Genomic DNA, 24,014 nt, shown 5'->3' with positions numbered 1-24,014 from the left:
GATTTTCCTGCTTTTTTTATTAGTAAATTGTAAAATTTCTGTTATTATTCTGAAAATAGATGTCTACCATCTCATTAATCTTCCAATTATTTTCGGTCGTTTTATTTCTACAGCTTTTTTAGGGCAAAGCTCATGGCAGCAAAAACATCGGATACATTTTTGCAAATCTACATAAGGCCTTTTTTCTTCCATAGTGATAGCCTTGGGTGGGCAGCTTACCTCACAATCTCTACAGCCTATACAATCTTCATGCTGAAAAATAGGTTTTGGCTGACACAATCCAAGCAAATAGTTTTCTAAAAAGGTAGGGACTCTACCCTTGAAAAAATTAATACTGGTTATATTTGGGTACTTAAAATCTTCCACACTACATTCTTGTATAGAAACCCCCTCTAAACTGTAATCATCTAAGGTTTCATTGACAATACCTCTTTCGATACAGCGCTTAACAGTAGGAATATCTGGAGGGTAAATTCCTATTAATTGAGAAGCAACTACATCCAAATAGTAGGGGCTATTTGAGGCAATAACAGCACCAATTTTTCTAGGGTTTCCAGCAGAAGGGCCTTCTCCCTCCATGCCAACGATTCCATCCATAAAAGATAAAACTGGCTTAGCATATAGGCAAATATCCACTAGCATATTAGAAAAATCTTTAATATCTGGCATTTTGAAATGATACTCTACTTTTTGTAGTCCTGGAATGATACCAAATAGATTTTTAACCGCTCCAGTGAATAACGCCATACCATGGGTTTTCAGTTTAGAAACTGAAATAACTACATCCACTTCCTTTAATACCTCTATCGCATTAATTTTCTTTAATAGTAGTCCATCAGGATGATGATCTTCATACTCATTGGTATTATAGTTTAATATAAAACCACTCTCCTCAGAAATTTTCTCTATCCCACAAACCTTATATACGCCTTTAAGGGCTCTTTCTGTAAAAGGACCGCCAGGACTATCTCCAATAAGGACTTCACAACCATATTCTTTTAATATATTTCCTAATGCCTTAACAAATACAGGGTGAGTAGTGGTAGCCTCTTCTGGTTTCTTTTTCATTAATAAATTAATTTTTAATAAAACCTTTTGTCCTTTACCTATATATTTCTCTAATCCACCTAGATGAACAATGCTTTCCTCAATTGCCGTTTTCACTTTCTCATAATCATAGTCTTCGCATTTAGTGAGGGAAACAATATTCATTTAAGCATCTGCCTCCTCAAATACAATTCTTCTAATCCCCTTTGCTACCCCATCTTCATCATTAGTATCAGTGATATAATCCGCCTTCTGCAATACATAATCTTCACCATTTCCCATGGCAACAAAGGTCTCAGCATAATTCTTCATAGAAAGATCATTGTAATTATCCCCAAAAGCAATGATTTGACTTTTTTCAATTTCTAAGATTTTTCCTAATGCCTCGATAGCCTCTCCCTTTGAAACATCCTTATTCATAATTTCAATGTTATTAAACCAAGATTTTACAATTTCTATAGTATCTAATTGAGCTATTTCCTTTCTAACCTGTTCTAGTTTATGAAGGTTTTCGTCCATTACAACAAACTTTAACACCTGGATGTCATTGGTTTTTAAGTATTCTGCAGCATTTTCTAGGTGAACAATATGAATTTGATCTTCTTCTTTTTGTTTTAAGTTCCACTCATGGTACTTCAATGAACTATGCTTTATCTCTTCCGTATAGAAATTCTCTTGATCATAGAACTGAAAGTATATGTCATGTTTTTTACAGGTTTCTATGATTGCTATTACATCCTCTTTATTCATTGTATTACAATAAATAATTTCATCATTATGATGATTTTTTATCAGAGCCCCATTACATGCAATAATCGGGGTAGTTGTCCCCACTAGTTTTGCAAAATATCTGGCAGAAGTATAGATTCTTCCAGTAGCAATGGCAACCTTTATTCCTTTATTTATTGCTTCCTTTATAGCAGCTTTATTTTCTTGACTAACATCATGGTGGTTATTTAATAGTGTTCCATCCATATCTACTACGATTAGTTTATATTTCATATTACCTCTCCTTATTGTCTTTTTCTTATATTTTTATATTTTATCTCTTTTGAATCGTATTATGATGTTATGTTTTATGAGAATAGATTAGTTTATACAACTTTTATCAAAATAAGGCATCTTCTATTTGACAAATTATTAACATTATCATATAATTAATATATATTTCTAAATAAGAATGTATCAAATTTAGGGGGATAAAAGACTATGGATACGTTAATAAAATTGTTAAAAAACCATAATTGCAAGATTACACCTCAACGAATAGCCATTTACCATGCTGTAAGGGAAAACCATGACCATCCTAATGCTGAAGCAATATATAAAATGTTGGCTCCTACATATCCAACTATTAGTTTAGCCACTGTATATAAATCTTTAGAGCTATTTGCTAGCCTAGGACTGGTAAAAGTTATTAACATTGGAGAAAACAGTTTTCGTTATGATTTCAACACCACTAGTCATCCCCATGTAGTATGTACTGTGTGCCAAAGAGTTGAGGATTTGGATAATGAATTCTTTGCTCATTTACCCAAGAGGGTAGAAAGTTTAACAAATTACAAAATTTCAAACCAGCAATTATGCTTTTACGGGACATGTTCCAAATGCGCGTCATAGACACTTGTGAATTCAAGTGTCTATTGTTTTTTTACCTTGTATAAGTGACTGACACAAAATCATAGATTGCACTGTGTGAAAGTGACTGACACAAAATCATAGATTGCACTGTGTGAAAGTGACTGACACAAAATCATAGATTTTGGTCATCTACTTTTGGTCATCTACTTTTGATCATCTGCTTATCTCTCTTAATGCTTTAATGAGCGCATTATTATCTTGTGGATTTTTAATGGCTACTCTGAAGAACTTTTTATTTAGGTTTGTAAAATTACTACAATCTCTTATCAAAATATTTTTATCTAAAAGCTTCTCTTTTAACACATCCACCGTTAGATTATATTTCTCTATTTTTAATAAAATGAAGTTTACTGAAGGTGTAAATGCTTTTATCTCCTCTATTTTGTGTAGTTCTTCTATAAATCTTCTTTTTTCTTTTTTGAGCCATTGATGGGTTTTTTCTACATATTCTTCTTCCGATAACAGTACCTCACCAAAATACCCTGCAAAGGTGTTTAAACTCCATGGCAACATTTTTTCTTGTATAGCTTTTAATAAATTGTCATTCCAACATAATCCAAAGCCTAATCTCAATCCCGGAATTCCATAAAACTTTGTAAAGGCTCTAACAATAATTAAATACTCCTCATTTCTGTAGTGTCGCAGCATACTATAAAGCTGCTGTTCCTCAACAAAATCCATGAAGGCTTCATCGATCATTAAATAAGCGTGATGTTTCTTACATTCTGCTAATATTTGTTTAAGCTCTTTTATCTCAATTAATCTACTGGTAGGATTATTCGGATTACATAGAACGACTAGATCTACAGAATCATCAATTGATTTCATTAATTCTTCAACGTTTAAATCAAAGTTATCCTCTTCCCTCAAAGAGTGCTTGACAACATCACTATCAATAGCTTTTAAGGCTCTCTCATATTCACTAAAGGTTGGGGCCAAAATAATAGTTTTTTTAGGTTCTATTGTATGTATTGTATCAAAAATAACTTGTGCCGCACCGTTTCCTAGAAAAACATGCCCTTTTTCAACAGAATAGTATTGAGAAATAGCAGACTTTAAATCATGATAGTCTATATCTGGATAGTATTGAAGATCTTGAATTCTATTCCTTATAATCGTTGCTAAGGTTTCAGGTACCCCTAATGGATTGATATTTGCACTAAAATCTAAAAGGTTTCTTTTATCAATATTACGCGTTCTTTGTATCTCAAATATGTTTCCACCATGTGTCATTTTATATGTCCCCCAACAAAATTTTAAATATTGTAAAAAGAATAATAGCTACTGCAGAAGTCCAGTACATTAAATCAATGGTTTCGATAATATGTTTTCTATTCAACTCTACTAAGGCGTTACCAATGGTTGGTTTATATACCTCTTTGCCAAAGTATTTATTGATCCCTCCAAGCTGTATTTTCAAGGCTCCTGCTACTGCTGCTTCAGGATAGCCTGCATTGGGACTATTATGATTTCCTTTATCTCGGATAATCATTTGTATCGAGTGCTTATAATCTCTTTTTCTAACGAAGGCAGCTGCTACAATAAAGATTGCTGTCAATCTGGCTGGTATATAATTTACAACATCATCCAACTTTGCAGAAAACCTTCCAAAATACAGATATTTATCATTTTTATAACCTACCATGGAATCTAAAGTGTTGATGGCCTTATAGGCCATTGCTAGAGGAACCCCCCCTAGAAAAAAATAAAAGATAGGTGCAATGATCCCGTCTGAAATGTTTTCGCCAACAGTTTCAACAGTTGCTCTTACTATTTCTTTTTCTTCTAAATCCTTTGTTTCTCTACCTACAATATAGGATAAAGCTACCCTAGCCTCTTCAATTGTAGCATTTTCTAATTTTTTATACACCTTTCTTGTTTCTGTATCTAGACTTTTTGTAGCCAGCACAGTATAGCCTAAAATAATTGATATAAATATACCTAAATAGTTGTGGACAGAATAAGCTAAACCAATGATAAGAAAGGTAATAAGATAAGTAATCGAAACAACAGTCACTGTTAAAAGTATTCCCATGAAAAATTGATATCTATGACTTTTTTCTAGTCTTAAAAGCTTTTTCTCTAAATATGTAATCAAATTGCCAATGAAACGGACAGGATGGGGGAATCCCTGTGGATCCCCCAATAGAAGGTCTAATACATATGCGCTTAATAGAATCTTCAACCTTATTCCTCCATTATTTGATAGACTTTTTTCATATCAATATTTTCCTTTACCAGCTTAGCTAGCTTATCATATTCTCTGTCTTTATACTCTTCTAAAGAAATCTGTTGATAGCTAGAGGGAGTTAAACCTTTCTCCTTCATTATATTGGCAATAATTTTTTCAGTAAAGCTTATTTCATCAAATATTCCATGAATATAGGTACCAAAGACACGTCCTTCTCTATTAACGGCCCCATCAAAATATTTTACTTCTTTCCCTAGCTTTTTATTAATTTCTATGAAAGGCTTTACATCCTCCCCTAGCTCTGTTCTTCCCATATGTATTTCATAGCCTTTTATTCTATTGTTTACACAATTTTTTAGTAGGTTTTGATCTTCAAATAGAATTTCTCCCTCTACTTGAGTAGTTACCTTTTCACCTTCAAAACTAGTCTCCACATCCAATAATCCAAGCCCCTTCATCTCAGGCATATTACTTTCTACGCCATTAGGATCTAGAACTTTTTTGCCTAATATTTGATAACCACCGCAAATTCCAAAAACTAAGCTACCTTTTTGATGTGCCCTTAAAATCTCTTTTTCCAAGCCACTTTCTCTTATGTACTTTAAATCAGAAATCGTATTTTTGGAACCAGGGATAATAATGATATCAGGATTTCCTACAGTATCTCCATTAGATATGTAGCGAATATGTACATCTGGTATTGTTTCAAAAACATGAAAATCCGTGAAGTTAGAAATATGAGGCAGATGAATAACCTCTACTGTAATTTTTCCCTCTGCATTGATGCTTCTTTTAAATCGGTCTGTCACACTATCTTCATCCTCAATATTAAAGCTTCCGTAGGGTATTACCCCTATGACTGGTACTCCCGTCAAATCCTCCAGCATTTTCAATCCCGGTTCCAAGATGCTTTTATCACCCCGGAATTTGTTAATGATAATACCCTTTACTCTTTTCCTTTCCGCCTCCGTCAACAGCATAATCGTTCCATATAGAGAGGCAAACACCCCTCCTCTATCAATATCTCCTATCAATAGAACCGGACTATCAGCTATTTCCGCCATCCCCATATTTACAATGTCCTTGTCTCTCAAATTGATTTCAGCCGGACTTCCAGCACCTTCGATCACGACAATATCGTTGGAGACAATTAAATCCTCGTAGATCTCTCCAATCATCTCTCTTAGCTGTGGTTTAAATTCATGATACTCCACCGCTGTCATGTTTTTGTATACTTTTCCCTTAATAATTACTTGGGCAAAGCTGTCACCAGTAGGCTTCAAAAGAATAGGATTCATAGATGCTGAAGGCTTTACCTTAGCAGCCTCCGCCTGAAAAACTTGGGCTCTTCCCATCTCCAAGCCTTCCTCTGTAATAAATGAGTTTAATGCCATGTTTTGTGATTTAAAGGGCACAACCTTATGACCCTCCTGCTGAAAAATTCTACACAATGCAGCAGTTAATAAACTCTTTCCTACCGATGATGCTGTCCCCTGTAGCATAATATTTTTTCCTCTATTCATGCTTTCACCCCTCTAGTTTTCTTGATAGGTCTGTTTTTGAGGTAACGGTTTGAAGTCCCATATTCTTTACAATACAAATTGTCCTTCATCCTTGTTGCCCTCCTTAGCTTGTTCTACATTAGTTAAATGACTGGTGTCATTTAACTTCGTCAATACAGAAAAATCCCCTTGCTTTTCAATTATCGTTATACTACAATGATCTATTTTAAAATTCCAGTGATATTTCATATTTCCTGTAATTAGATGGGCAACGGTGCTTCTTATTACTCCAGAATGAGCCACAATTAAGATGCTTTTACCTATATGCTGCTGAAGTATCTCATCAACCGTAGATGTTACCCTTAGGTGCATATCCTCAAGACTTTCTCCATCAGGAAACTTAGCTTTAGTGTACTCCTTCTCCAATCCCTCATAGACCTCAGGATGGCATTTCTTAATCTCATCAATTGTCAAACCTTCCGCCCTGCCAAAGTGCAATTCTCGTAAATTTTCTATATGGTGCATCGGACATTGAAGATTACCTTTAATGAATGCAGCAGTTTCTTTTGCTCGCTTTAAGCTACTAGTATACATTACATCTATCGTTATATTTTCAAATGCTTCCTCAAGTTTTTGTGCCTGTGCCATTCCAGTATCATTTAAAGGCACATCAATCCAACCACAAAACCTACTATTTCGATTTTCATTTGTTTCTCCATGTCTCACTAAATATAGCTTTGTCATGATTTTCCTCCTATATTGAGGTTTAAATTCGATTTGTTTAGCAAATTACTAATAAATATTTAGGCTTACTAATCCTAATAGAAATAGTACATACAGTACTTCAGTCAACTCACATAAAGCTCCAAGGGTGTCCCCTGTCATACCATCAATAACTTTTTTGCTATGGGCTTTAAATAAGATAGAAAAAATCCACAATACTGGGATAAAAGCTAAAGAACTCCAATCTAGTAGAGCTATGATACTGGCTATTACAGTGGCGGAGAGTACTTCTAGCCCTGTAACTTTGTCAATGTATATATTGCCTAACCCCTCTTCTCGAGCATATTTTGACTGAAAAGCACCATAGACTTGGGCTAATCTTCCTAGTACAGGCATAAGAATTAATGCTAAAGCTGCTTTTTCTTGTGGCAATGTAGTCAGCCCAAAAATCTTTAACAATAAAGAAAATATAATAACAATAACGCCATTGGTACCTAATCGACTATCCTTCATGATTTCCAGCATTCTTTCCCTAGTTCGACTGCTATAAAATCCATCGAAGGTATCCCCTAGACCGTCAAGGTGCAACCCTCCAGTCAATGCCACATAGAGGGCTATTATTAGGCTGCTAGTAATGACGGGGGGAAAAAGATATATAAGTCCTTTATAGGCAATCGCTAATATTAAGCCCAATACCAAACCTACAAGAGGAAAGTAAATTATTCCTTTTTTAAAGTCTTGATCATAGGGGAGGTCTTTAACTACTGTTATTCTTGTTAAGAACTGTAATGTTAAAATAAACCTCTTCATTAGCTTTCAATTCCTTTTCTAGCGTAAACTCCCTTTTCAAAAGGATGCTTAACCATTCCCATTTCCGTCACATAATCTGCTATATCGATCAATGCCTCAGGTGCATTTCTTCCTGTTAACACCATTTCAATATGATCAGGCTTATTTTTGAGAATAGTCAATACTTCAGCTAAATCTACTATCTTATTATATAGCACTGCCATAATTTCATCCATAATAATAAGGTTGTAATTTTCTTCCTTTAAGTGTTTTTTAACAACCTCTAGACCTTCTCTAGCGCTTCGTTGAACCTGCAGTTTTTCTTCATCATTTAACTGGAAATAGAACTTATTCATGGCTGCAAAACGTATTAATTGGAAATCAGGAGCCAATTTTTCTATACTATAGAGCTCTCCAGTATCATCTCCCTTTAAAAACTGAACCATCAATACTTTAAATCCTGCGCCTGCAGTTCTTACCCCCTGGCCTAAAGCCGCAGTTGTTTTCCCCTTTCCGTTTCCTGTATAAACATGAATTAAACCCTTTTCTAATTTTTTTGTATCCATCTATTCTCAGCCTCCTACTTAATTTTACTTGGTATACCACAGACTACAAAATAAACATGATCTGCTTCTTTTCCTATGTATTGATTCATCCTGCCAGCTATATCTCTAAAAATCCTTGCTAGTTTGTTCTCTGGAACAATACCTAGACCTATTTCATTGGTTATAAAAACAGCTGGTATCTCAAGGGATTTTACTGTACAGATCAATGCTTGTACTTCATTGAATATCTTTCTTTCTAATAAATCTATTTGTTGCTGTGTGATATTGTCCCAATCTATAGGCTCCTCCAACATCAGGTTTGTAATCATAATTGTTACACAGTCCAAGAATATTCCTGATATTTTGTTTTTATAGCCTTCTATATTTGTATGTAGACTTTTATAGCCTTCAATGGTAATCCAATTTTCTAGTCTTCCTTCTCTATGCTTTTTTATTCTATCCTTCATTTCGTCGTCAAAGGCTTGAGCTGTAGCTACATACAGAACCTTATCATCTATATTTTCTAGTAGAGATTCTCCGAAGCTGCTTTTACCACTTCTCGCGCCTCCTGTTACTAATATTAAACCTTTTTCTCCCATAAATTCACCTCGATTATTATCATGATTATATAGAAAAGCCCCTACTATGGGTAAGGGCTAAAAATCAAAACCTATGATTTTAAACACGCCTTCCCGCCGAAGGTTTGTTTCAAATAGTAGGCAGGTCTCCTGACTTGTGATTCATTTTACTCACAGCACCTTCCCAGATTATCCAGTGGTATTTGCTGTTTTCATCCTCACTTACAGTAGCGGGGGCTGTAGTGGTATTACACCACTTTCCCTTTTAAGCTCTTAGAGCACCAATACTTTTTATTTATTTTAAATTGTTACATTCATCATATCAAATAATCCCAGAAGTAGCAACAGTTGAATTGTGAATATGGATTTTATAGGCATCCACTTATAGCTACGGGCAAAACCATAGACCCGTGTGTATTAAAATTAAAGTATAGAAAAAAGCATCTATATATTTACTCCATATTCTCAGACAATACAAGCTGATAAGGGGGATTAATTATTGAATAGCATACCCTTCTCTTATTAGGAATCCTGCTCATTATTATTAAAATGGTGTGTGAAATTTTTGAGTGTAATAAGTACTATAATTTCCTCCAAAATATACACCTACCCCGAGCTTTTTAAAGTCTCCTAAAATATTTTCTCTGTGACCTATGGAATTCATCCAATTTTCATGGACAAATATAGCAGAGATTTGACCTACCGCAATATTTTCTCCTGATTTTCTCCAGGCAATCCCTTCGTTATCTAATCGGTTAGAAGGACCTTTTCCATCAGGGTTTATATGACTAAAGAAGTTTCGTTTTGCCATATCAATACTTTGCTTGCTAGCTGCTACCGCTGCTTGATCATCCCATTGAAAAGAGGATAGCCCTGATCTAACTCTTACGGCATTGGCAAGGTCAAAGACTTGTTTTTCAAAGCTTATCCTTAAATCTTCACTAGGTGTTCCATAGAAGCCTAATAATGCCTCTTCTACATTTTTCTCTATTAGCTGTATCGCTGTTACCTTATTGTTATTATGAAGATCGAAGAAAAATGTTACATAATAATTATTTACTAAGTACGTATGACTTTCTTCTAAATTATTTAGATAATATATGGTATTTCCTTTTTTAAAATTTTCTAAGGGTTCTCCGTATAAATTTTTAACAGTTTCTTTACTGGTACCTATTTGCACTCCGGATTTTGATTGCCAATGCAGAGAGTTGGTATATAGCCCCACCACTTGCCCTTCTTGAATTCCAACTTGAAGATACTTAGCATAATCTTGATTATATATATACCATTTGAATCCATATTGACTTGCATCTTTTCGGGCCGGTTCTCCTAATGACTCTATTACATTTTCAGATGAATCACCAATCATTATATCTAATAGAGTGAATTCTTCCTCCGTGTTAACTTGTGTTTTCTTTATATTATTGTTATCCTTTAGTATATATATATTTATGTTATTTATTAAGCTACCTATAGTAGACTTTACTTGTACCTCCACAGCCCCTAAAATTTTAGGCTTTTCTATTTCCATTATTGTTTGAATACTATCACCATACCATGTTGCTGTTTTGGTATTCAGTATATTATTAATGACTTCTTCGCTTTGCAGCCTTAATAAGGATGGATTATAGTATGCCATAATTGCGATTGCTATCATGCAAATTATCGTTAGTTTTTTTAAGGTCTTCACATATGAAACCTCCTTTAGGTAATCCTATTTTTTTCAAATATTTACTTTATTATAACACAAACTAATATGACTTCTTTAATGATTATTTAATAGTATATAACAATTTTACCTTTAAATATACTCATAAATATGGGTAACCAACTCCAGAGCTTAATAACAATTACACATTTTTACGATTTCGCCTGCGCCATGTCTTTTTTAAAATTCATGAAACAGTGTTGCTTTTGATATAATAAAAGTGAATAGTAAAGACAGTAAAGATAAGTTAATCTATACATATGGAAATTATATAAATGAAAAGGAAGTTGATATCATATGTCTCATGAAAATATAACAAAGCTGCAAATGGAAGATAAAGAAATCATTATTATTGGAACAGCCCATGTTTCTAAACAAAGTGCTGAAGAGGTAAAAAGAGTTATCGAAGAAGAAAAACCAGAAGCTGTATGTGTAGAATTAGATCAGCAAAGATACAATGCTATTGTTCATCAAGCCCGATGGCAACAAATGGATATTTTTAAGATAATCAAAGAAAAAAAATCTACTTTTCTTTTAGTTAATCTTATTGTATCCTCTTTTCAAAAACGTATTGCTAAACAATTTGATATAAAACCTGGGCAAGAAATGATACAAGCGATTGAATCTGCAGAAAGGAATGGTTCTTCCATCATATTAGCTGATAGGAGTATACAAGTCACCTTTTTGCGAATATGGCATGGTATTGGTATAAAAGGAAAAATTCAACTTCTTACGAATATATTCTTTGGTTTCTTTGATAATGAGAAAATAACAGAAGACGAATTAGAAAAATTGAAAACTAAGGATACTCTAACTTCATTGTTAGAGGAATTTACAGCATCCTTTCCAAAATTAAAGAATTATCTTGTGGATGAAAGAGATCAGTACTTAGCCCAAAAAATCAAGGAGGCCCCTGGCAAAAAAATTGTGGCTGTTTTAGGAGCGGCTCATGTTCCCGGTGTAGCAAAGGAAATCTACAAAGAGCATAATTTAAAGAAATTAGAAACGCTTCCCAAGAAAACCAATAGATCTAGGATCATATCTTGGATTGTACCCTTAGCTATCATAGGTATCATTGGATCTACTTATTACTTTAGTCGTTCTGCTGCTGCAGATTTAACATTTAGCTGGATTCTTTGGAATAGTATTTTATCCGCATTAGGAACTTTAGTTGCTCTAGGTCATCCCCTTTCTATTCTAACCTCTCTAGTTGTTGCACCCTTCACCTCCTTAAATCCTTTTTTTGGTGCAGGATGGGTTGCTGGGTTTGTAGAGGCTTTTGTTAGACGACCAAATGTAAAGGATTTTGAAAACTTATCTGAAGATATTTTTACATTTAAGGGATTTTGGAGGAATAAGGTGACCCGCATCCTGCTTGTGGTTGCTTTAACCAATTTAGGAAGTGTTTTAGGAAGTATCATCGGAGGAGCAGATGTGATTCGGATATTTTTCAAAACTATAAAAGGGTCGTAAAAACGACCCTTAATAAATTTCGAATTTATAGATGTAATCTTTTTGATGTGCCTTAATTTCCTGTTCTGTATCTAATTCTTTTAGGTTTTCAGACATAACCATCAAATGAAGATTTTTAGGCTGGTAGTTATCCACTTTGATAGAGTAAACCCCTTTAGGAATGTTCTGTATTATTATCCATTTATGCTCTTCGGGGAACTTTTCATAAATATAGGAATAATGGGTATTTATTTGTCCTTCATTTAACTCTATATCTGCTGATTTTTCCCTATAGATGATGATATTAGGCTTTCCTGTAAATATAATATGTAGTGTTATATCTTCTGATTCAACAGACTCTTGTAAGCCTTCTGCTGTTTTAAAACCATAGATATCTTTTATATAGGAAAAACATCCATCCACTATTCGTCGATGGTTTGCTTCAATATAATAATGCTGGAGACCTTCTATTTCTGCACTCTTTACAGCTACTGTTCCATCTCCATCTAAGGTTTCTACTGGGTCTAGAATTATTTCCTCATATTCCTGAAATAGTTTATCTCTATCTATCATTAAATACTCGGCTGTTGAAAAGTTATAGCCAACTATACAGTATACATCATTAATCCGATGAGATAATAAAAATAAATTATTATTTAATTCATTTAGAAAATGATTCTCGTATCGCATATAGTCCCTAGGTACCCTTTGCCATTTGCCATTTCCATTTTCATAACACAAAATACTTCCATAGCCTCCAGTTGGTATTAACTCTCCCACTGATGGAAAAATTTCATGTATTTCCTTCAAGTTTTCTAAGCCAAAGGAGACCTTCATTAGTCGAAGCAAAATCCACATATAACCTCTAGCTATTAAATTAAAGAAGCTTCTACCTTTTTTACTGGGTAATAACCTACCAGTGGACCACAAATAATAGGCTGCTATAGTACCTTTATTTGGAGTGCCTATCATGACTAATCTATTGATATCAAATTGGTAATCAATAGATTGTATATAGGTCCTGGCTACAATCCCTCCCATACTATGACAAATCAAATCAATTTTCTTATTAGGATGTTTTTCCTTAACTTCCCTAATCATAGGCTTTAAATAAGCCTCTACAATGCTACTATTCTTTTTTCTCCAGTCATAGTAACATATAAATAGATTTTCGTTTACTACATATCCTGCTTCTTCTAATTGTTTAACCAAGGGGTCATAGACCCATCGAGCAGTACCAAAACTCCAATTACCGGTCCCTTCAATGATATCATTTCCCATAGAACCCATTAAACCTGGAATAAAAATAATGGGATTTCCTTCTTGAGCCTGCAATATAATCTCCTCCTCACAATACTGAAATAAGCTTTTATATAATTTATGCTAAGTTGTAGGAGGAAAATACAAAAAGTGGTAATTATCAATTTACCACTTTTTCCTTTACGATCTCAATACCTTCAAGTTTTAATAATCGTTCTTTAATGTGCAGTCCTCCACCATAGCCAACAAGCTTTTTATTTGAACCAATTACCCTATGGCAAGGAATAATGATTGGAATACGATTTTTATTATTAGCCATACCAACTGCCCTCATAGCCTTAGGATTCCCTATTTCAACTGCTATATCTTTATAGGATACTACTTTTCCAAAAGGAATTTTTAATAACGCTTGCCAAACTTGCTTTTGAAATTTTGTTCCTATTAGATGCAATGGCGCTGTGAAGGTTTTTCTATTTCCTTGGAAAAATTCTGTCAGTTGTTGAATATAGGGAAGATTTGCAGCCTCATTAAGTATAATTGATCTCTCTGAAAAATCTTTTTTTAAGTCCTTAATAAACTGTTCTTCAATCTCTTCTATTCCTATTGCTACTAGTCCCTTTTCACTGGAGGCTAAATGCAGATCATAACCTCCTATGTTTATGCTACAATAGTAAATATCAAGCATGAACACTGTCCTCCTTTTCTAATCGGTATTGTTCCCTAGCTAAACGCCACTGTTCTCTAGCTAATAATTGTATCTGTCTCTTCTTTTTTATATCTGGATGGTCTAAGGCCTTAGCGTACCATTTTATAGCATCTTGTATATGATCAAATCTTCTATGTAGTTCCCCTACTAAATAGGCTAAAGATATCTCATCAAGTCCTGCAATAGGCAATGGCTCCTTTTGATAAGCCGCTTCAAAGGAATGAAGCGCATGCTTTAAAAATTCAAATTCCTTATCATTCTTTTGTTCTCGATAGAGCCATCCTAACTTTAAGCATATTCCTCCAATGTATCCCTTAGGTTTTTTAAATAATTGAGCTACCATCAATGCTAATTTGTAGCTTTCTTCCGCTTCTTCAAATGTCCTTATACCACCATAATCTCTCTGATTCCATTTTCTACTAATATTTCCTTGAAAAAACAACCTTTGGTCTTTTGTTAAATCTCTATATTCACTTTCTGAAGCACTAAAACCACAATTTGGACAAATCCAAACGTGATAGTAGATAGGATTAATATCTTTATAGGCTACACAGAAATCTGTATGTCTTTCTAAAACCTTTAATCCTCTTCTTCTCACCTTTTTAGTTTTAAAACTATTTTTACAACATGGGCAATCCACGCGTTTATCATAAAATAGATGTTCCATATGCTACCTCCAATATTAGTCGATTCATTGTCCTAATTAATATAATATACCGTTTTTATTAAAAATGGAAGAAAACCTTCTCCATCAATCAGAGAAGGTTGAAAAATAGGCTAAATTTCCTGTGATTCAATAATTTCTTCCTGTTGGGAATGACTCTCCTCTATGAGAAGTTGGTCTGCTTTAGATGTTACTTCTCCTTCAACCACAGAGTTTGGTTTTGTTCCTTCAATAATAACACCGTTAACAACTGCATAATTATCTCTCGATATGTGTTCTCGCTTTATTTCTTTGCCATTTTGAGAGTATATTTTATAAGTATTTACACGATATCCCTTTTTAGGTTCCACTTCCACCTTTTTTTCTCCAATGAACATATCAGGATCTTTCTTAGTTTCTATCTTCGGCTCAATTACTTCTATCACATCAGATAATAAAGTAATCGTAAAATTATCCTCTTTCTTCCCATAAAGCTTAACAAACACTTTATCTCCTACAACAAAACTGTCTATATAAATAGGATTTTGAAAATTATTCTTAAATTGAAAATCAATGTGATTATTGGCGACAGCTGCATCATGGCCTAATGGTACGTAGGGTACTGATAAAGAATGATTTCTTCTGCTAGTCACTTCTAAATTTCCTCGTACAACTGCATTATATAGAGTAGTAGATACTTGGCAAATCCCTCCCCCTATTCCAGGTACCAATTTTCCATCTATGATTACTGGCGCTTCTTGATATCCCCTTCCAGCAGCTTTTTCATTAAAGGAAAATCCTTCTCCTGGCATAAGTAAAGTACCATTTATACTTCTGGCTGCAATAGATATATTTTGACTTCTTCCCTCCATCTGCAAATTAAAGACTGTACTAAATTCTCCAACTACTTCTTGAATATTTTTCAACGTCTCTTCTGTCAAACTAGGAGTAATATGCGAGATTGGGATAGAGATATCTTTTTGACTAAAGGTCTCTATTCTTTCAATAATTCTTTCTACTAATAGATCTTTGTCAATCTCTATACCTAATTGCTCCTTCGTTATTTGAAAAGCACCATTTTGTCGTCGAATAGTAGCATCTTTTGCATCTTTGTTAATATGCTCCTCTATATCTTCGATAAATGATTCCAAAAATTCTTCTTCATAATGGGGTTGTAAACTAATATATACCGGATTTTTCTTTAATGCATAGATATTGCTTATTCTATTAAAAATGTTACCTTCTCTTCCTAATCTATAGGCTTCTTCCACAGCATCATCATATAAATAAGTATATCCCACATCCTTATAGGGCAACTGCCGACTATAATTTTCATAAACAAGGTTTAATTTTAATCCTTCTAATTCTCTTCCAAATATGTTTTCTACTCTTTGTGTTGCCTGCTGTTTTGTTAAATTGCTTACATTGATTGTTTCAATATATACTTCATTATAGATTGTATCTTTATTAATTAATAAAAAAGCTAAGGTTGACATTGTTATAATAGTAGTAATAAATATCCCTGCTATAACCCCTAATATGACTTTTTTCTTAGTTGACTTTTCGACAGTCGACTCCATAACATCACTCCTTGATGCAATTATACTTTACTGATAAAGTAGAAACAATATAGTTTTAAAAAATTCATAAATTCTTTAAGAATAAGTAATATATTTTAATCGTATTACTATCTAGAAAAAAATATTCATCAAGGTCATTCCCAATAAATCATTAGTTCATCCCCATCCTGAAGAGGTTCTGTATAATTGGCTGGATTTCCATTGTGCTTGAGAATTAATCTGCCTTTTACCTTAGTTCTGTCAAAATCGATATAATTGAATATATCAACAAATATCAAATTTTCTTTATTAGCAGCAATTTTTAAAGATTCTCCATTACAAACTACTTCTATAATACGCTCTTCTTTAAGCTGCTGTGCTTCGACCTTCTGTTTTTCTTTTTTATCGATTATAATTTGTTTTACACCTTCTAGATTTTGGTACAACTCAGCTTTTTTACCATCCACATAGATATCATGTTCTCCAAATGAAGTGTTCATAAGCTGACACAAATCCTGTACTGTGTTTAAAAGGATGTATTCTATTCTATCTCCCTGCTGTAAAAGATAATGGGGAGAAGCTTGCTTTCCGTTCACCTTAACATAGTTAAATGGATTAATTCTACTATCGTTCACAAAGAAATCTTCCTTTAAATTAATTACTTCTCTTAACTTAGCTACAGCATTTTTCCCTGCAGTGGCAGGATGTATAGTAATCGTATCATCGTGTTCAATTGATGTGTCTAAATGTGCAATTCTACTATTTACCACTATTTTTGCTGGTTCTCCATATTCCCCATAAATGATTTTTTCTTCATTATTAAGATAAACCTTCAAGCTCTCTCCTTTTTGAGGTATTAAATCTCTAGGATTAAAACCTATCAATACTAAAGCATCACTTACTCTTAAAACCTTTGTCTTTAGCATTCTAATATTATTATTATTTACTTTCACCTCAATATAATCACCCGATTTATTCTTCAAAGCCTTCACTAAAATACCAATAGGAGTGATCCCCTCAGGTCCTTCAATGATAGATGCATCCCATTGAAGATTTTGGATTATTTCCATCCCCCTGACAACAACTCTTTCCTTTGGTAACTGTAAATACTCGGCTAACAAGGTATTTAATCGTGATGTTTGGCTGCCTCCACCAATTAAAAAAACTACACTGGGAGATTTGCCATTTTGCATCAATATATTATCAGCAATTTCTTTGGCCACTAACTCAATTGCTGGTTGAATTTGATCTAAAATCTCCTTAGATTCTATTTGATGAGGTATACCTACAATATCAGTAAAGCTTTGCTGTTCTGCTTTGGAAAGATTACACTTTATTTTTTCCGCGGTATCAAAATCTAATAAATAAGTCCTAGCTAATTCTTCTGTAATCTCATCGCCAGCTGTAGATGTCATGCCAAAAGCTGTCACGGTTCCTTCCTTTGTAATGGCAATGTCAGAGGTTCCAGCCCCAATATCTACTAGAACAATGTTCAATAAACGCATATTTTCTGGAACAGCCACTTCTATTGCGGCGATAGGCTCCAACGTTAGATATGCTACCTCTAACCCTACCTTGCCCATGACAGTATATAAACTATCTACTACAATTTTAGGTAAAAAGGTAGCCAGTATATCTATCCTAAGCTTTTTTCCTCGATGCCCTATAGGATTTGTAATTAGCCCATCATTTAAATAATAATTGATCACCGTATGACCTACACAAAAATAATTGGTTGTTTCATGATAATCTTTTTCTAACTCCCTCTGCGCTTGTTGAATTCCTTCTATTTCCACGCTGTCAATTAGATGCTTGTCAATTTCTTTGTACTCATCTAGATCCTTTTCAATGGTGGTCTGAAAGGTTTTTAATGCTCTTCCAGCAGCTGCTATAGAAACCTCCTTTAGTGGAAACCCCGTGATTTCCTCCATTTTTTCCTTTACTCTTTTAACGATCTCCATAACTCCTTCAACATCATGAATTTGCCCATCATACATCACTCTTTTTCTATGAAATTCTACAACTGCTTGCTGAATCACAAATTTTTCATCCTCTAAAGTACCTAATAAACCTACAATACTCCTTGTGCCAATGTCAAGAACAAATATCATTCTACTACATCCTTTCTCCTAATCCTTCTTTCTTATAATAGATAATTCTCCGTTAAGATGAATTTCTCCTTTTAAAAAGACAAAGAAAGATGTCTAAATTTGCAATAGACATCTTGAAAGAAATAGTAATATTAAGTTAAGCTTCTATAATACAGGCATAGTTTTGTTAATGGACACTTTTCACAGAGAGGTCTTCTTGCTTTGCAAATCCTTCTGCCATGGAAAATCAGCCAATGATGTGCTTCAGACCATTTATTTTTTGGTATGTTTCTCATTAGTTGTTCTTCTGTTTTATTAACATCTTCAGCGTGTGCTAACCCAATTCTATTGGAAACCCTGAAGACATGGGTATCTACTGCAATAGCGTCTTGCCCAAAAATATTACTAATAACTACATTAGCGGTTTTTCTACCAACTCCTGCAAGTTCCATCAATTCTTCTCGGGTTTGGGGAACTTCTCCCTTGTATTTTTCAGATAATATTCTACAGGTTTCTAGAATGTTCTTACTTTTATTTCTGTAAAAACCACAGCTTTTTATCCAGTTTCCTAATTCCTCCTCGGTAAGCTCTAAATAGTCTTCTGGTGTTTTAAACTTTTTAAACATTTTTTCTGTGACCTCATTTACTCGCTTATCGGTACATTGAGCAGACAATATTACAGCAATTAAAAGTTCGAAAGCATTCTTATAATTAAGTTCTGATTCTGCATCTGGATAGGTTGTATATAAAATATCCAGCACTTCCTTTATTTCTTTATTCGTAAGCATCTTTTTCATAGGTTTTCCTTTCTCTAAAGTATTTCTACCTGACATTCCGTAATATCTACTCTTCCATCCATCTCAATAAAATGAATGACATTGTTAATCATCTCATCCACATGCTTGCTACTATTACTTACACAGCAAAAGCCAATTTCAGCAATCTTCCATTTATCTTGCTCCCCTACTTCAGCAATAGATACATTAAATCTAGACTTTATTCTTTCAATGAGGCTCTTTAAAATCTGCCTCTTTCCCTTTAAGGAGCTTACTTCATACATAATAACCTTCATTGAACATGTTCCTATTAACATCTTCTCACGTCCCCCATGATTAGTTTATTTCTTCTTTCTTCTATTGCTTATATATACAGCAAAGTCATTAAATATAGAATAAACAATTGGTAATACAATCAATGTTAATGGAGTCGATAGAACTAATCCTCCAATAACTACAGTAGCTAAAGGTACTTGAACCTCGGAACCTTCGCTTATACCCATAGCCAGTGGAATCAAGCCTAAAACGGTAGTTAAGGTTGTCATCATTATGGGTCTTAGCCTTGTAGTACCTGCTGTAATAATAGCTTCTTTTGTCTCTATTTTATTTTCCCTCAAAATATTGATATAGTCAATCAGAACTATTCCATTGTTTACTACAATACCTGCTAAAACGATGGCCCCAATCACCGCTGGTATACTTAATGGTATCCCACTAACAAGTAGTCCCAATGCTCCACCGGAAAAAGCCAATGGTACCGATAGCATAATGATAAAGGGATGTAGTAATGATTGGAATTGTGTAGCTAATATCATATATACCAGTAAAATCGCTAAAATCACAGCTAACACTAGACTAGAGTAGGCCTCCTGCAATTGTTCCTTCTGTCCCCTATATTGATAACTGTAACCAGCTGGTAAGGAATAACTCATTAATTTTCCTTCAATATCTTTAATTACGCTATTCATATCCCTCTGGAAAGTTGTAGCTTTTACCGTAATAGAACGCACCTGATTAGAACGTCTTATGACATTAGGTCCTTGAGATATTCGATATTCCACCAATTGCTCAAGTGGTACATTTCCCCCTGCCAAAGTAGGAATCGGTATCTGTATAAAGTTTCCTATGCTTTCCCTTAGATAATTTTCACCACCAATTACTACATCATGCTCTTTGCCGTCTATTCGTAGTCTTGTAGCTGATACTCCTTGAATTAAGTTCCTAATAGTTGATGCAATCTGCATCGTCTGTAACCCATAAGAAGAAGTAATATCTCTATCTAAATATAATTCTAGTTGTGGCCTACCATCAGTAAAATTCGATGCAACTTCTCTAGTTCCTTCTACAGAGTCGATAATTTTCATGAAGTCTTCTGATATTTCTTGCAAAACATCAATATTGTCACCTCTTATTTCTACTTCAACTGTTTCCCCCCCAAATCCTACTCCAATAAAGGAAAGATTAGCTACATTTATATCTGCACCAGCTATAGCTTGTAACTCCCAACGGATTTCATCAATCACTTGTGCTGTTTCTTTTCCCCTTGCTCTATAGGGCTTCAATCTAACATCAATGGACCCACGATTGCTTCTTCTTCCAAAGCCACCATAGTAATCATCACCACCACCGATATTCGTAAAAATCCCATCAATATCTTCGTTTTTTCTAAGAATTTCTTCTATTTGGTTCACTATTGTTTCCGTATCTTCCAACCTGCTACCATGAGGTAGAGATATACTAATTGTAAAGGTTCCCTCATCAAACTCAGGAAAGTATTCTGCACCTATCCATAATAAAGAGATAGTGGAAACTAGAAAGATAATGGTTGCTACGGTCATAACGACCCCTCTATGTCCTAAGCTCCATTCAAGGATACTTCTATAAAAACGATTTGCCTTTTTAAAATTTTCTTCTACTCTATTCAGGAGTTGATGAGCCCTTTTTTCTTTAATTTCTATTACTTTTGAGGATAACATAGGTATTAATGTTAAGGAGATCCCCAAAGATGCTAATAGAGAAAATGTTACTGTTAAGGCTAACTCTTTAAATATTTCTCCTGTCATTCCTTCTACAAATACAACTGGCAGAAAAACTGCTACCGTTGTTAAGGTAGAGGCTGCGACTGCTGCTGCAACTTCTTCTGCACCATGAATAGCTGCATTAACTGGAGAATAGCCTTTTTCTCGGAAGCGGTATATGTTTTCCAACACTACAATTCCGTTATCTACCAGCATACCAATGCCTAAAGCAAAACCACCTAAAGACAATAGATTTAATGTCAACCCTGTAAAATACATAAGTGTAAAAGTAGCTATAATTGAGATAGGTATGGATAAGGCAATCACTAATGTGTTTCTTATACTTCTCATAAATAGATACAGTATTAAAATCGCCAATATTCCTCCAAGTCCTGCAGTTTTCCCTACATTGCTAATAGATCTTCTAATAAATAATGATTGATCTGTAACAATTTCCAATTGAATATTGTTTAATTCCTCTTGTATTTTTGTCATTTCTGTATATACTCCGTTAGCTACCTGTACAGTATTAAAAGTAGGCTGTTTTTGCATCGTAATTCGTATACTAGGAACACCGTTTATCTTTGCAATTTGCAGTGAATCATTTTCTTGGAAGTTTATTTCTACTAAGTCTTCTAATTTGGCTGTTTGTCCCATTGGCAAAGTTATAGGTAATTTTTTTACTTCCTCTAGACTTTGAAATTCTCCTACTGTTCTTACGGTTAGATATTTTCTATCATCTAATATCTCTCCACCAGGAAGGTTGATGTTTTCTGCCCTTAATAGTGCCATCAACTGCTCCTGACTGATACCTTGCATTTCAAGCTGAGTAGGGTTAATAGTAATCGCTACTGACTTTTCTCTTCCCCCAGAAATTTCTACAGAGGCAATTCCTTCCAATCGTTCTAGCCTTGGCTTAATTCTATATTCTACAATTTCCTGAAGCTTTTCTAAATCATCTCCTGTCACACCTAAAGTCATAATAGGGAGAGCATTCGGATCTATTTTTAGTACAATGGGCTGTAGGATATCTTCAGGTAGATATCTTTTTATTAGATCAATTTTTTCTCTTATTTCCAAAGTAGCAAATTCCATGTCTGTTCCTTGATTGAATTCTATTACTATAATCGAGCTTCCCTCCATCGAGGTAGAGTTAATATGCTTTACATTATGTACCGTTGCCACGGCCTCTTCGATAGGTCTGGTAATAAGATTTTCTACTTCATAAGGACCTGCCCCTAAATACTGTGTATTCACTACAGCCACAGGAATATTCATTTTAGGCAATAAATCCATAGGAAGCCTCGATAAAGAGACCCCACCTAATAGTAGAATGATGGCAACAATCATTAGAACTGAAATAGGCTTTTTAACAGCCCAGCTAGGTATCTTCATCATCGTCACCTCTTGTTACGATTAACGAAGTATTTTCATCAATATAATGCTGTCCTTTAGTGATAACCATTTCTCCCTCTTGTACTCCCTTGATCGCCTCGATCATTTCTCCACCATCGATTCCTAATTCTACTTGCCTTTTTATAGCTCTTTCCTGATCTTCTATGTACACTGTAGGTATATCACCCTCAAAAAAAATAGCTTTTTTAGGAATAATTAATGTGTCTTGATTTTTTTCTCTTTCCATTTTTAGTTTACATAAAGAACCTGCCAACAATTTCTTTTCTCTGTTATCCACAAGAATTTGTACATAATGGAGGTTTGTTCTAAGATCTGCTACATCATTTACTATTGTCACTTTTCCTTTATGCTCTTCATTTTCAGTGAAGAATACCATCTCTTTTCCTAAATGTAGTGTATTATATAAGGCTTTTGTAACGTATAGATCCATTTTTAACTGATCCACATTGCTAATGATTAAAGCTGGTTGTGTATTCATGGCCATTTGATTTTCTAAAAGGTTATTTTGAGTAACGATCCCATTCACTGGTGCATAATATTCCATTTCATCTAATTGCTCTAAAGCATTAACATATGCCAATCTAGTCTGTTCTAGCTGCACTTCTGCTGTGAGTAATGAATCTTGTGACATATCTCCTTGTGGAATTTGAGGGTTTCTTCCATTTGTTATCATACTGGTAGGAATACTAGGTGTGAATTCTGCCATTTTCTCCATTTGCTGTTTTTGAATGCGATAGTTATTTTGAGCCTGTTCATAAGATTTTCGTGTGGCTTCCACTTGTCTTCTTATCAAGGTTTTATCTAATTCAAATAAAAAATCTCCCTCTTTTACTGTGTCTCCAACATTTACAGCTAACTTTGTTACTTCCAATCCGGGAGCTTTTGGTATAATCATTATATTGTTTAGTGGCTGTAGCTTTGCCGCTATCGTAATTTCCTCCACTATACTACTTCTCTTAACAGGAGCTACTTCCACTGCAACTCTTCTTTCTTCGTTTCTTTCTCCAGTTTCCCTACAGCCCCCTAGTCCTATTTGAAAAGTTGTTAGGATGATCATCATGATTAAAAACTTTTTTGTCATAAAAAAACCTCCAAGTAAGTCGCTTCATCATAAGCCTGCCATTTTAGGATGTGCATTTTCTTGAAGATTTAAACGAGAATTCGTTTGACAAAATCCGTATTATAAGCATATACCTCTAAATTTTAATATACTAAGGGCTACATTTGCAGTCCTTGGCTATGGTTTTCAGCCGAGGGCGAAACCGTAGGCCGTGTATATTAAAATTAAAGCATAGAGGTCTATATATACAATAGCCACTGTTTTTACCTTGAATAGAAAAACAGGCTAAAATAGTCTTAACGATATTTAA

General features: G+C 34.2%; 21 protein-coding genes and 1 riboswitch. Of the genes, 2 read left to right on the top strand and 19 right to left on the bottom strand.

Translation table 11 applies throughout. The features are described 5' to 3' along the window. Nucleotides 1-63 precede the first annotated feature (63 nt). Together CHB72_RS17085 and CHB72_RS17080 are read right to left on the bottom strand one after the other, a co-directional pair. Nucleotides 64-1,212: a DUF362 domain-containing protein gene (locus CHB72_RS17085; RefSeq protein ID WP_089284090.1), complete on the bottom strand. Its 1,149-nt coding sequence runs from the start codon at nucleotides 1,210-1,212 to the stop codon at nucleotides 64-66. Further along, a complete protein-coding gene (locus CHB72_RS17080) occupies nucleotides 1,213-2,049 on the bottom strand; it encodes a Cof-type HAD-IIB family hydrolase (RefSeq protein WP_089284089.1) in 837 nt (278 codons plus the stop codon). It abuts the gene before it with no gap. Between the two features lie 207 nt (nucleotides 2,050-2,256). Here CHB72_RS17080 and CHB72_RS17075 point away from each other — a divergent pair, with 207 nt between their 5' ends. Continuing rightward, entirely contained in the window at nucleotides 2,257-2,667 is a 411-nt protein-coding gene (locus tag CHB72_RS17075; protein WP_089284088.1) for a transcriptional regulator PerR, read from the top strand. Nucleotides 2,668-2,841: 174 nt separating this feature from the next. Here the strand turns inward: CHB72_RS17075 and cobD are convergent, their stop codons facing one another. The 8 genes from cobD to CHB72_RS17035 all read right to left on the bottom strand — a co-directional run bounded on the left by cobD (nucleotide 2,842) and on the right by CHB72_RS17035 (nucleotide 10,706). Next, nucleotides 2,842-3,921 (bottom strand): threonine-phosphate decarboxylase CobD, encoded by a 1,080-nt coding sequence (gene cobD, locus CHB72_RS17070; protein WP_089284087.1) that lies wholly within the window; start codon nucleotides 3,919-3,921, stop codon nucleotides 2,842-2,844. A gap of 1 nt (nucleotide 3,922) precedes the next feature. Next, complete coding sequence (cbiB, locus tag CHB72_RS17065; protein ID WP_089284086.1) at nucleotides 3,923-4,873, bottom strand: adenosylcobinamide-phosphate synthase CbiB; 951 nt, start codon at nucleotides 4,871-4,873, stop codon at nucleotides 3,923-3,925. A 2-nt stretch (nucleotides 4,874-4,875) separates the two neighbouring features. After that, a complete protein-coding gene (locus CHB72_RS17060; protein WP_242975171.1) occupies nucleotides 4,876-6,402 on the bottom strand; it encodes a cobyric acid synthase in 1,527 nt (508 codons plus the stop codon). A 66-nt stretch (nucleotides 6,403-6,468) separates the two neighbouring features. Then, nucleotides 6,469-7,125: a histidine phosphatase family protein gene (locus tag CHB72_RS17055; protein WP_089284085.1), complete on the bottom strand. Its 657-nt coding sequence runs from the start codon at nucleotides 7,123-7,125 to the stop codon at nucleotides 6,469-6,471. Nucleotides 7,126-7,173: 48 nt separating this feature from the next. After that, a complete protein-coding gene (gene cobS, locus CHB72_RS17050) occupies nucleotides 7,174-7,914 on the bottom strand; it encodes an adenosylcobinamide-GDP ribazoletransferase (RefSeq protein WP_089284084.1) in 741 nt (246 codons plus the stop codon). After that, nucleotides 7,914-8,459, bottom strand: a complete 546-nt coding sequence (locus CHB72_RS17045; RefSeq protein ID WP_089284083.1) for a cob(I)yrinic acid a,c-diamide adenosyltransferase — start codon at nucleotides 8,457-8,459, stop codon at nucleotides 7,914-7,916. The genes cobS and CHB72_RS17045 overlap by 1 nt, the downstream gene beginning before the upstream one ends. A 14-nt stretch (nucleotides 8,460-8,473) precedes the next feature. Beyond that, nucleotides 8,474-9,037: a bifunctional adenosylcobinamide kinase/adenosylcobinamide-phosphate guanylyltransferase gene (cobU, locus tag CHB72_RS17040; protein ID WP_089284082.1), complete on the bottom strand. Its 564-nt coding sequence runs from the start codon at nucleotides 9,035-9,037 to the stop codon at nucleotides 8,474-8,476. A 102-nt stretch (nucleotides 9,038-9,139) separates the two neighbouring features. After that, nucleotides 9,140-9,317, bottom strand: a riboswitch (cobalamin riboswitch). 243 nt (nucleotides 9,318-9,560) lie between these two features. Then, complete coding sequence (locus CHB72_RS17035) at nucleotides 9,561-10,706, bottom strand: CAP domain-containing protein (RefSeq protein WP_089284081.1); 1,146 nt, start codon at nucleotides 10,704-10,706, stop codon at nucleotides 9,561-9,563. 315 nt (nucleotides 10,707-11,021) lie between these two features. Between CHB72_RS17035 and CHB72_RS17030 the strand changes: the two genes are divergently transcribed. Beyond that, entirely contained in the window at nucleotides 11,022-12,197 is a 1,176-nt protein-coding gene (locus tag CHB72_RS17030) for a TraB/GumN family protein (RefSeq protein WP_089284080.1), read from the top strand. Between the two features lie 9 nt (nucleotides 12,198-12,206). Here the strand turns inward: CHB72_RS17030 and CHB72_RS17025 are convergent, their stop codons facing one another. The 9 genes from CHB72_RS17025 to CHB72_RS16985 form a co-directional block, all read right to left on the bottom strand. Then, complete coding sequence (locus CHB72_RS17025) at nucleotides 12,207-13,511, bottom strand: esterase/lipase family protein (RefSeq protein ID WP_089284079.1); 1,305 nt, start codon at nucleotides 13,509-13,511, stop codon at nucleotides 12,207-12,209. Between the two features lie 85 nt (nucleotides 13,512-13,596). Beyond that, nucleotides 13,597-14,121: a methylated-DNA--[protein]-cysteine S-methyltransferase gene (locus CHB72_RS17020; protein ID WP_089284078.1), complete on the bottom strand. Its 525-nt coding sequence runs from the start codon at nucleotides 14,119-14,121 to the stop codon at nucleotides 13,597-13,599. Beyond that, the gene (locus tag CHB72_RS17015) at nucleotides 14,114-14,809 is read right to left on the bottom strand and encodes a DUF2225 domain-containing protein (RefSeq protein WP_089284077.1); all 696 of its coding nucleotides are present in this window, start codon (nucleotides 14,807-14,809) and stop codon (nucleotides 14,114-14,116) included. Before CHB72_RS17015 ends, CHB72_RS17020 begins: the two co-directional genes overlap by 8 nt. Nucleotides 14,810-14,919: 110 nt before the next feature. After that, nucleotides 14,920-16,365 carry a VanW family protein gene (locus CHB72_RS17010; RefSeq protein ID WP_089284076.1) on the bottom strand — a complete coding sequence of 482 codons (1,446 nt, stop codon included), beginning with the start codon at nucleotides 16,363-16,365 and terminating at the stop codon, nucleotides 14,920-14,922. A gap of 134 nt (nucleotides 16,366-16,499) precedes the next feature. Beyond that, nucleotides 16,500-18,455: a cell division protein FtsA gene (locus CHB72_RS17005; RefSeq protein ID WP_089284075.1), complete on the bottom strand. Its 1,956-nt coding sequence runs from the start codon at nucleotides 18,453-18,455 to the stop codon at nucleotides 16,500-16,502. 131 nt (nucleotides 18,456-18,586) lie between these two features. Further along, nucleotides 18,587-19,231, bottom strand: coding sequence for an endonuclease III (gene nth, locus CHB72_RS17000; protein ID WP_089284128.1), 645 nt, complete (start codon nucleotides 19,229-19,231; stop codon nucleotides 18,587-18,589). Between the two features lie 14 nt (nucleotides 19,232-19,245). Continuing rightward, nucleotides 19,246-19,527 (bottom strand): DUF503 domain-containing protein, encoded by a 282-nt coding sequence (locus tag CHB72_RS16995; RefSeq protein ID WP_089284074.1) that lies wholly within the window; start codon nucleotides 19,525-19,527, stop codon nucleotides 19,246-19,248. 24 nt (nucleotides 19,528-19,551) lie between these two features. Beyond that, nucleotides 19,552-22,623: an efflux RND transporter permease subunit gene (locus tag CHB72_RS16990; RefSeq protein ID WP_089284073.1), complete on the bottom strand. Its 3,072-nt coding sequence runs from the start codon at nucleotides 22,621-22,623 to the stop codon at nucleotides 19,552-19,554. Next, nucleotides 22,610-23,725, bottom strand: a complete 1,116-nt coding sequence (locus CHB72_RS16985) for an efflux RND transporter periplasmic adaptor subunit (protein ID WP_089284072.1) — start codon at nucleotides 23,723-23,725, stop codon at nucleotides 22,610-22,612. Before CHB72_RS16985 ends, CHB72_RS16990 begins: the two co-directional genes overlap by 14 nt. Nucleotides 23,726-24,014: the final 289 nt, after the last annotated feature.

This window comes from Anaerovirgula multivorans, assembly GCF_900188145.1.
In the GTDB taxonomy this organism is placed as follows: Bacteria; Bacillota; Clostridia; order Peptostreptococcales; family Natronincolaceae; genus Anaerovirgula; species Anaerovirgula multivorans.
Note: the sequence above shows the minus strand (reverse complement) of the source record. Positions and strands in the feature narration are given on the sequence as shown.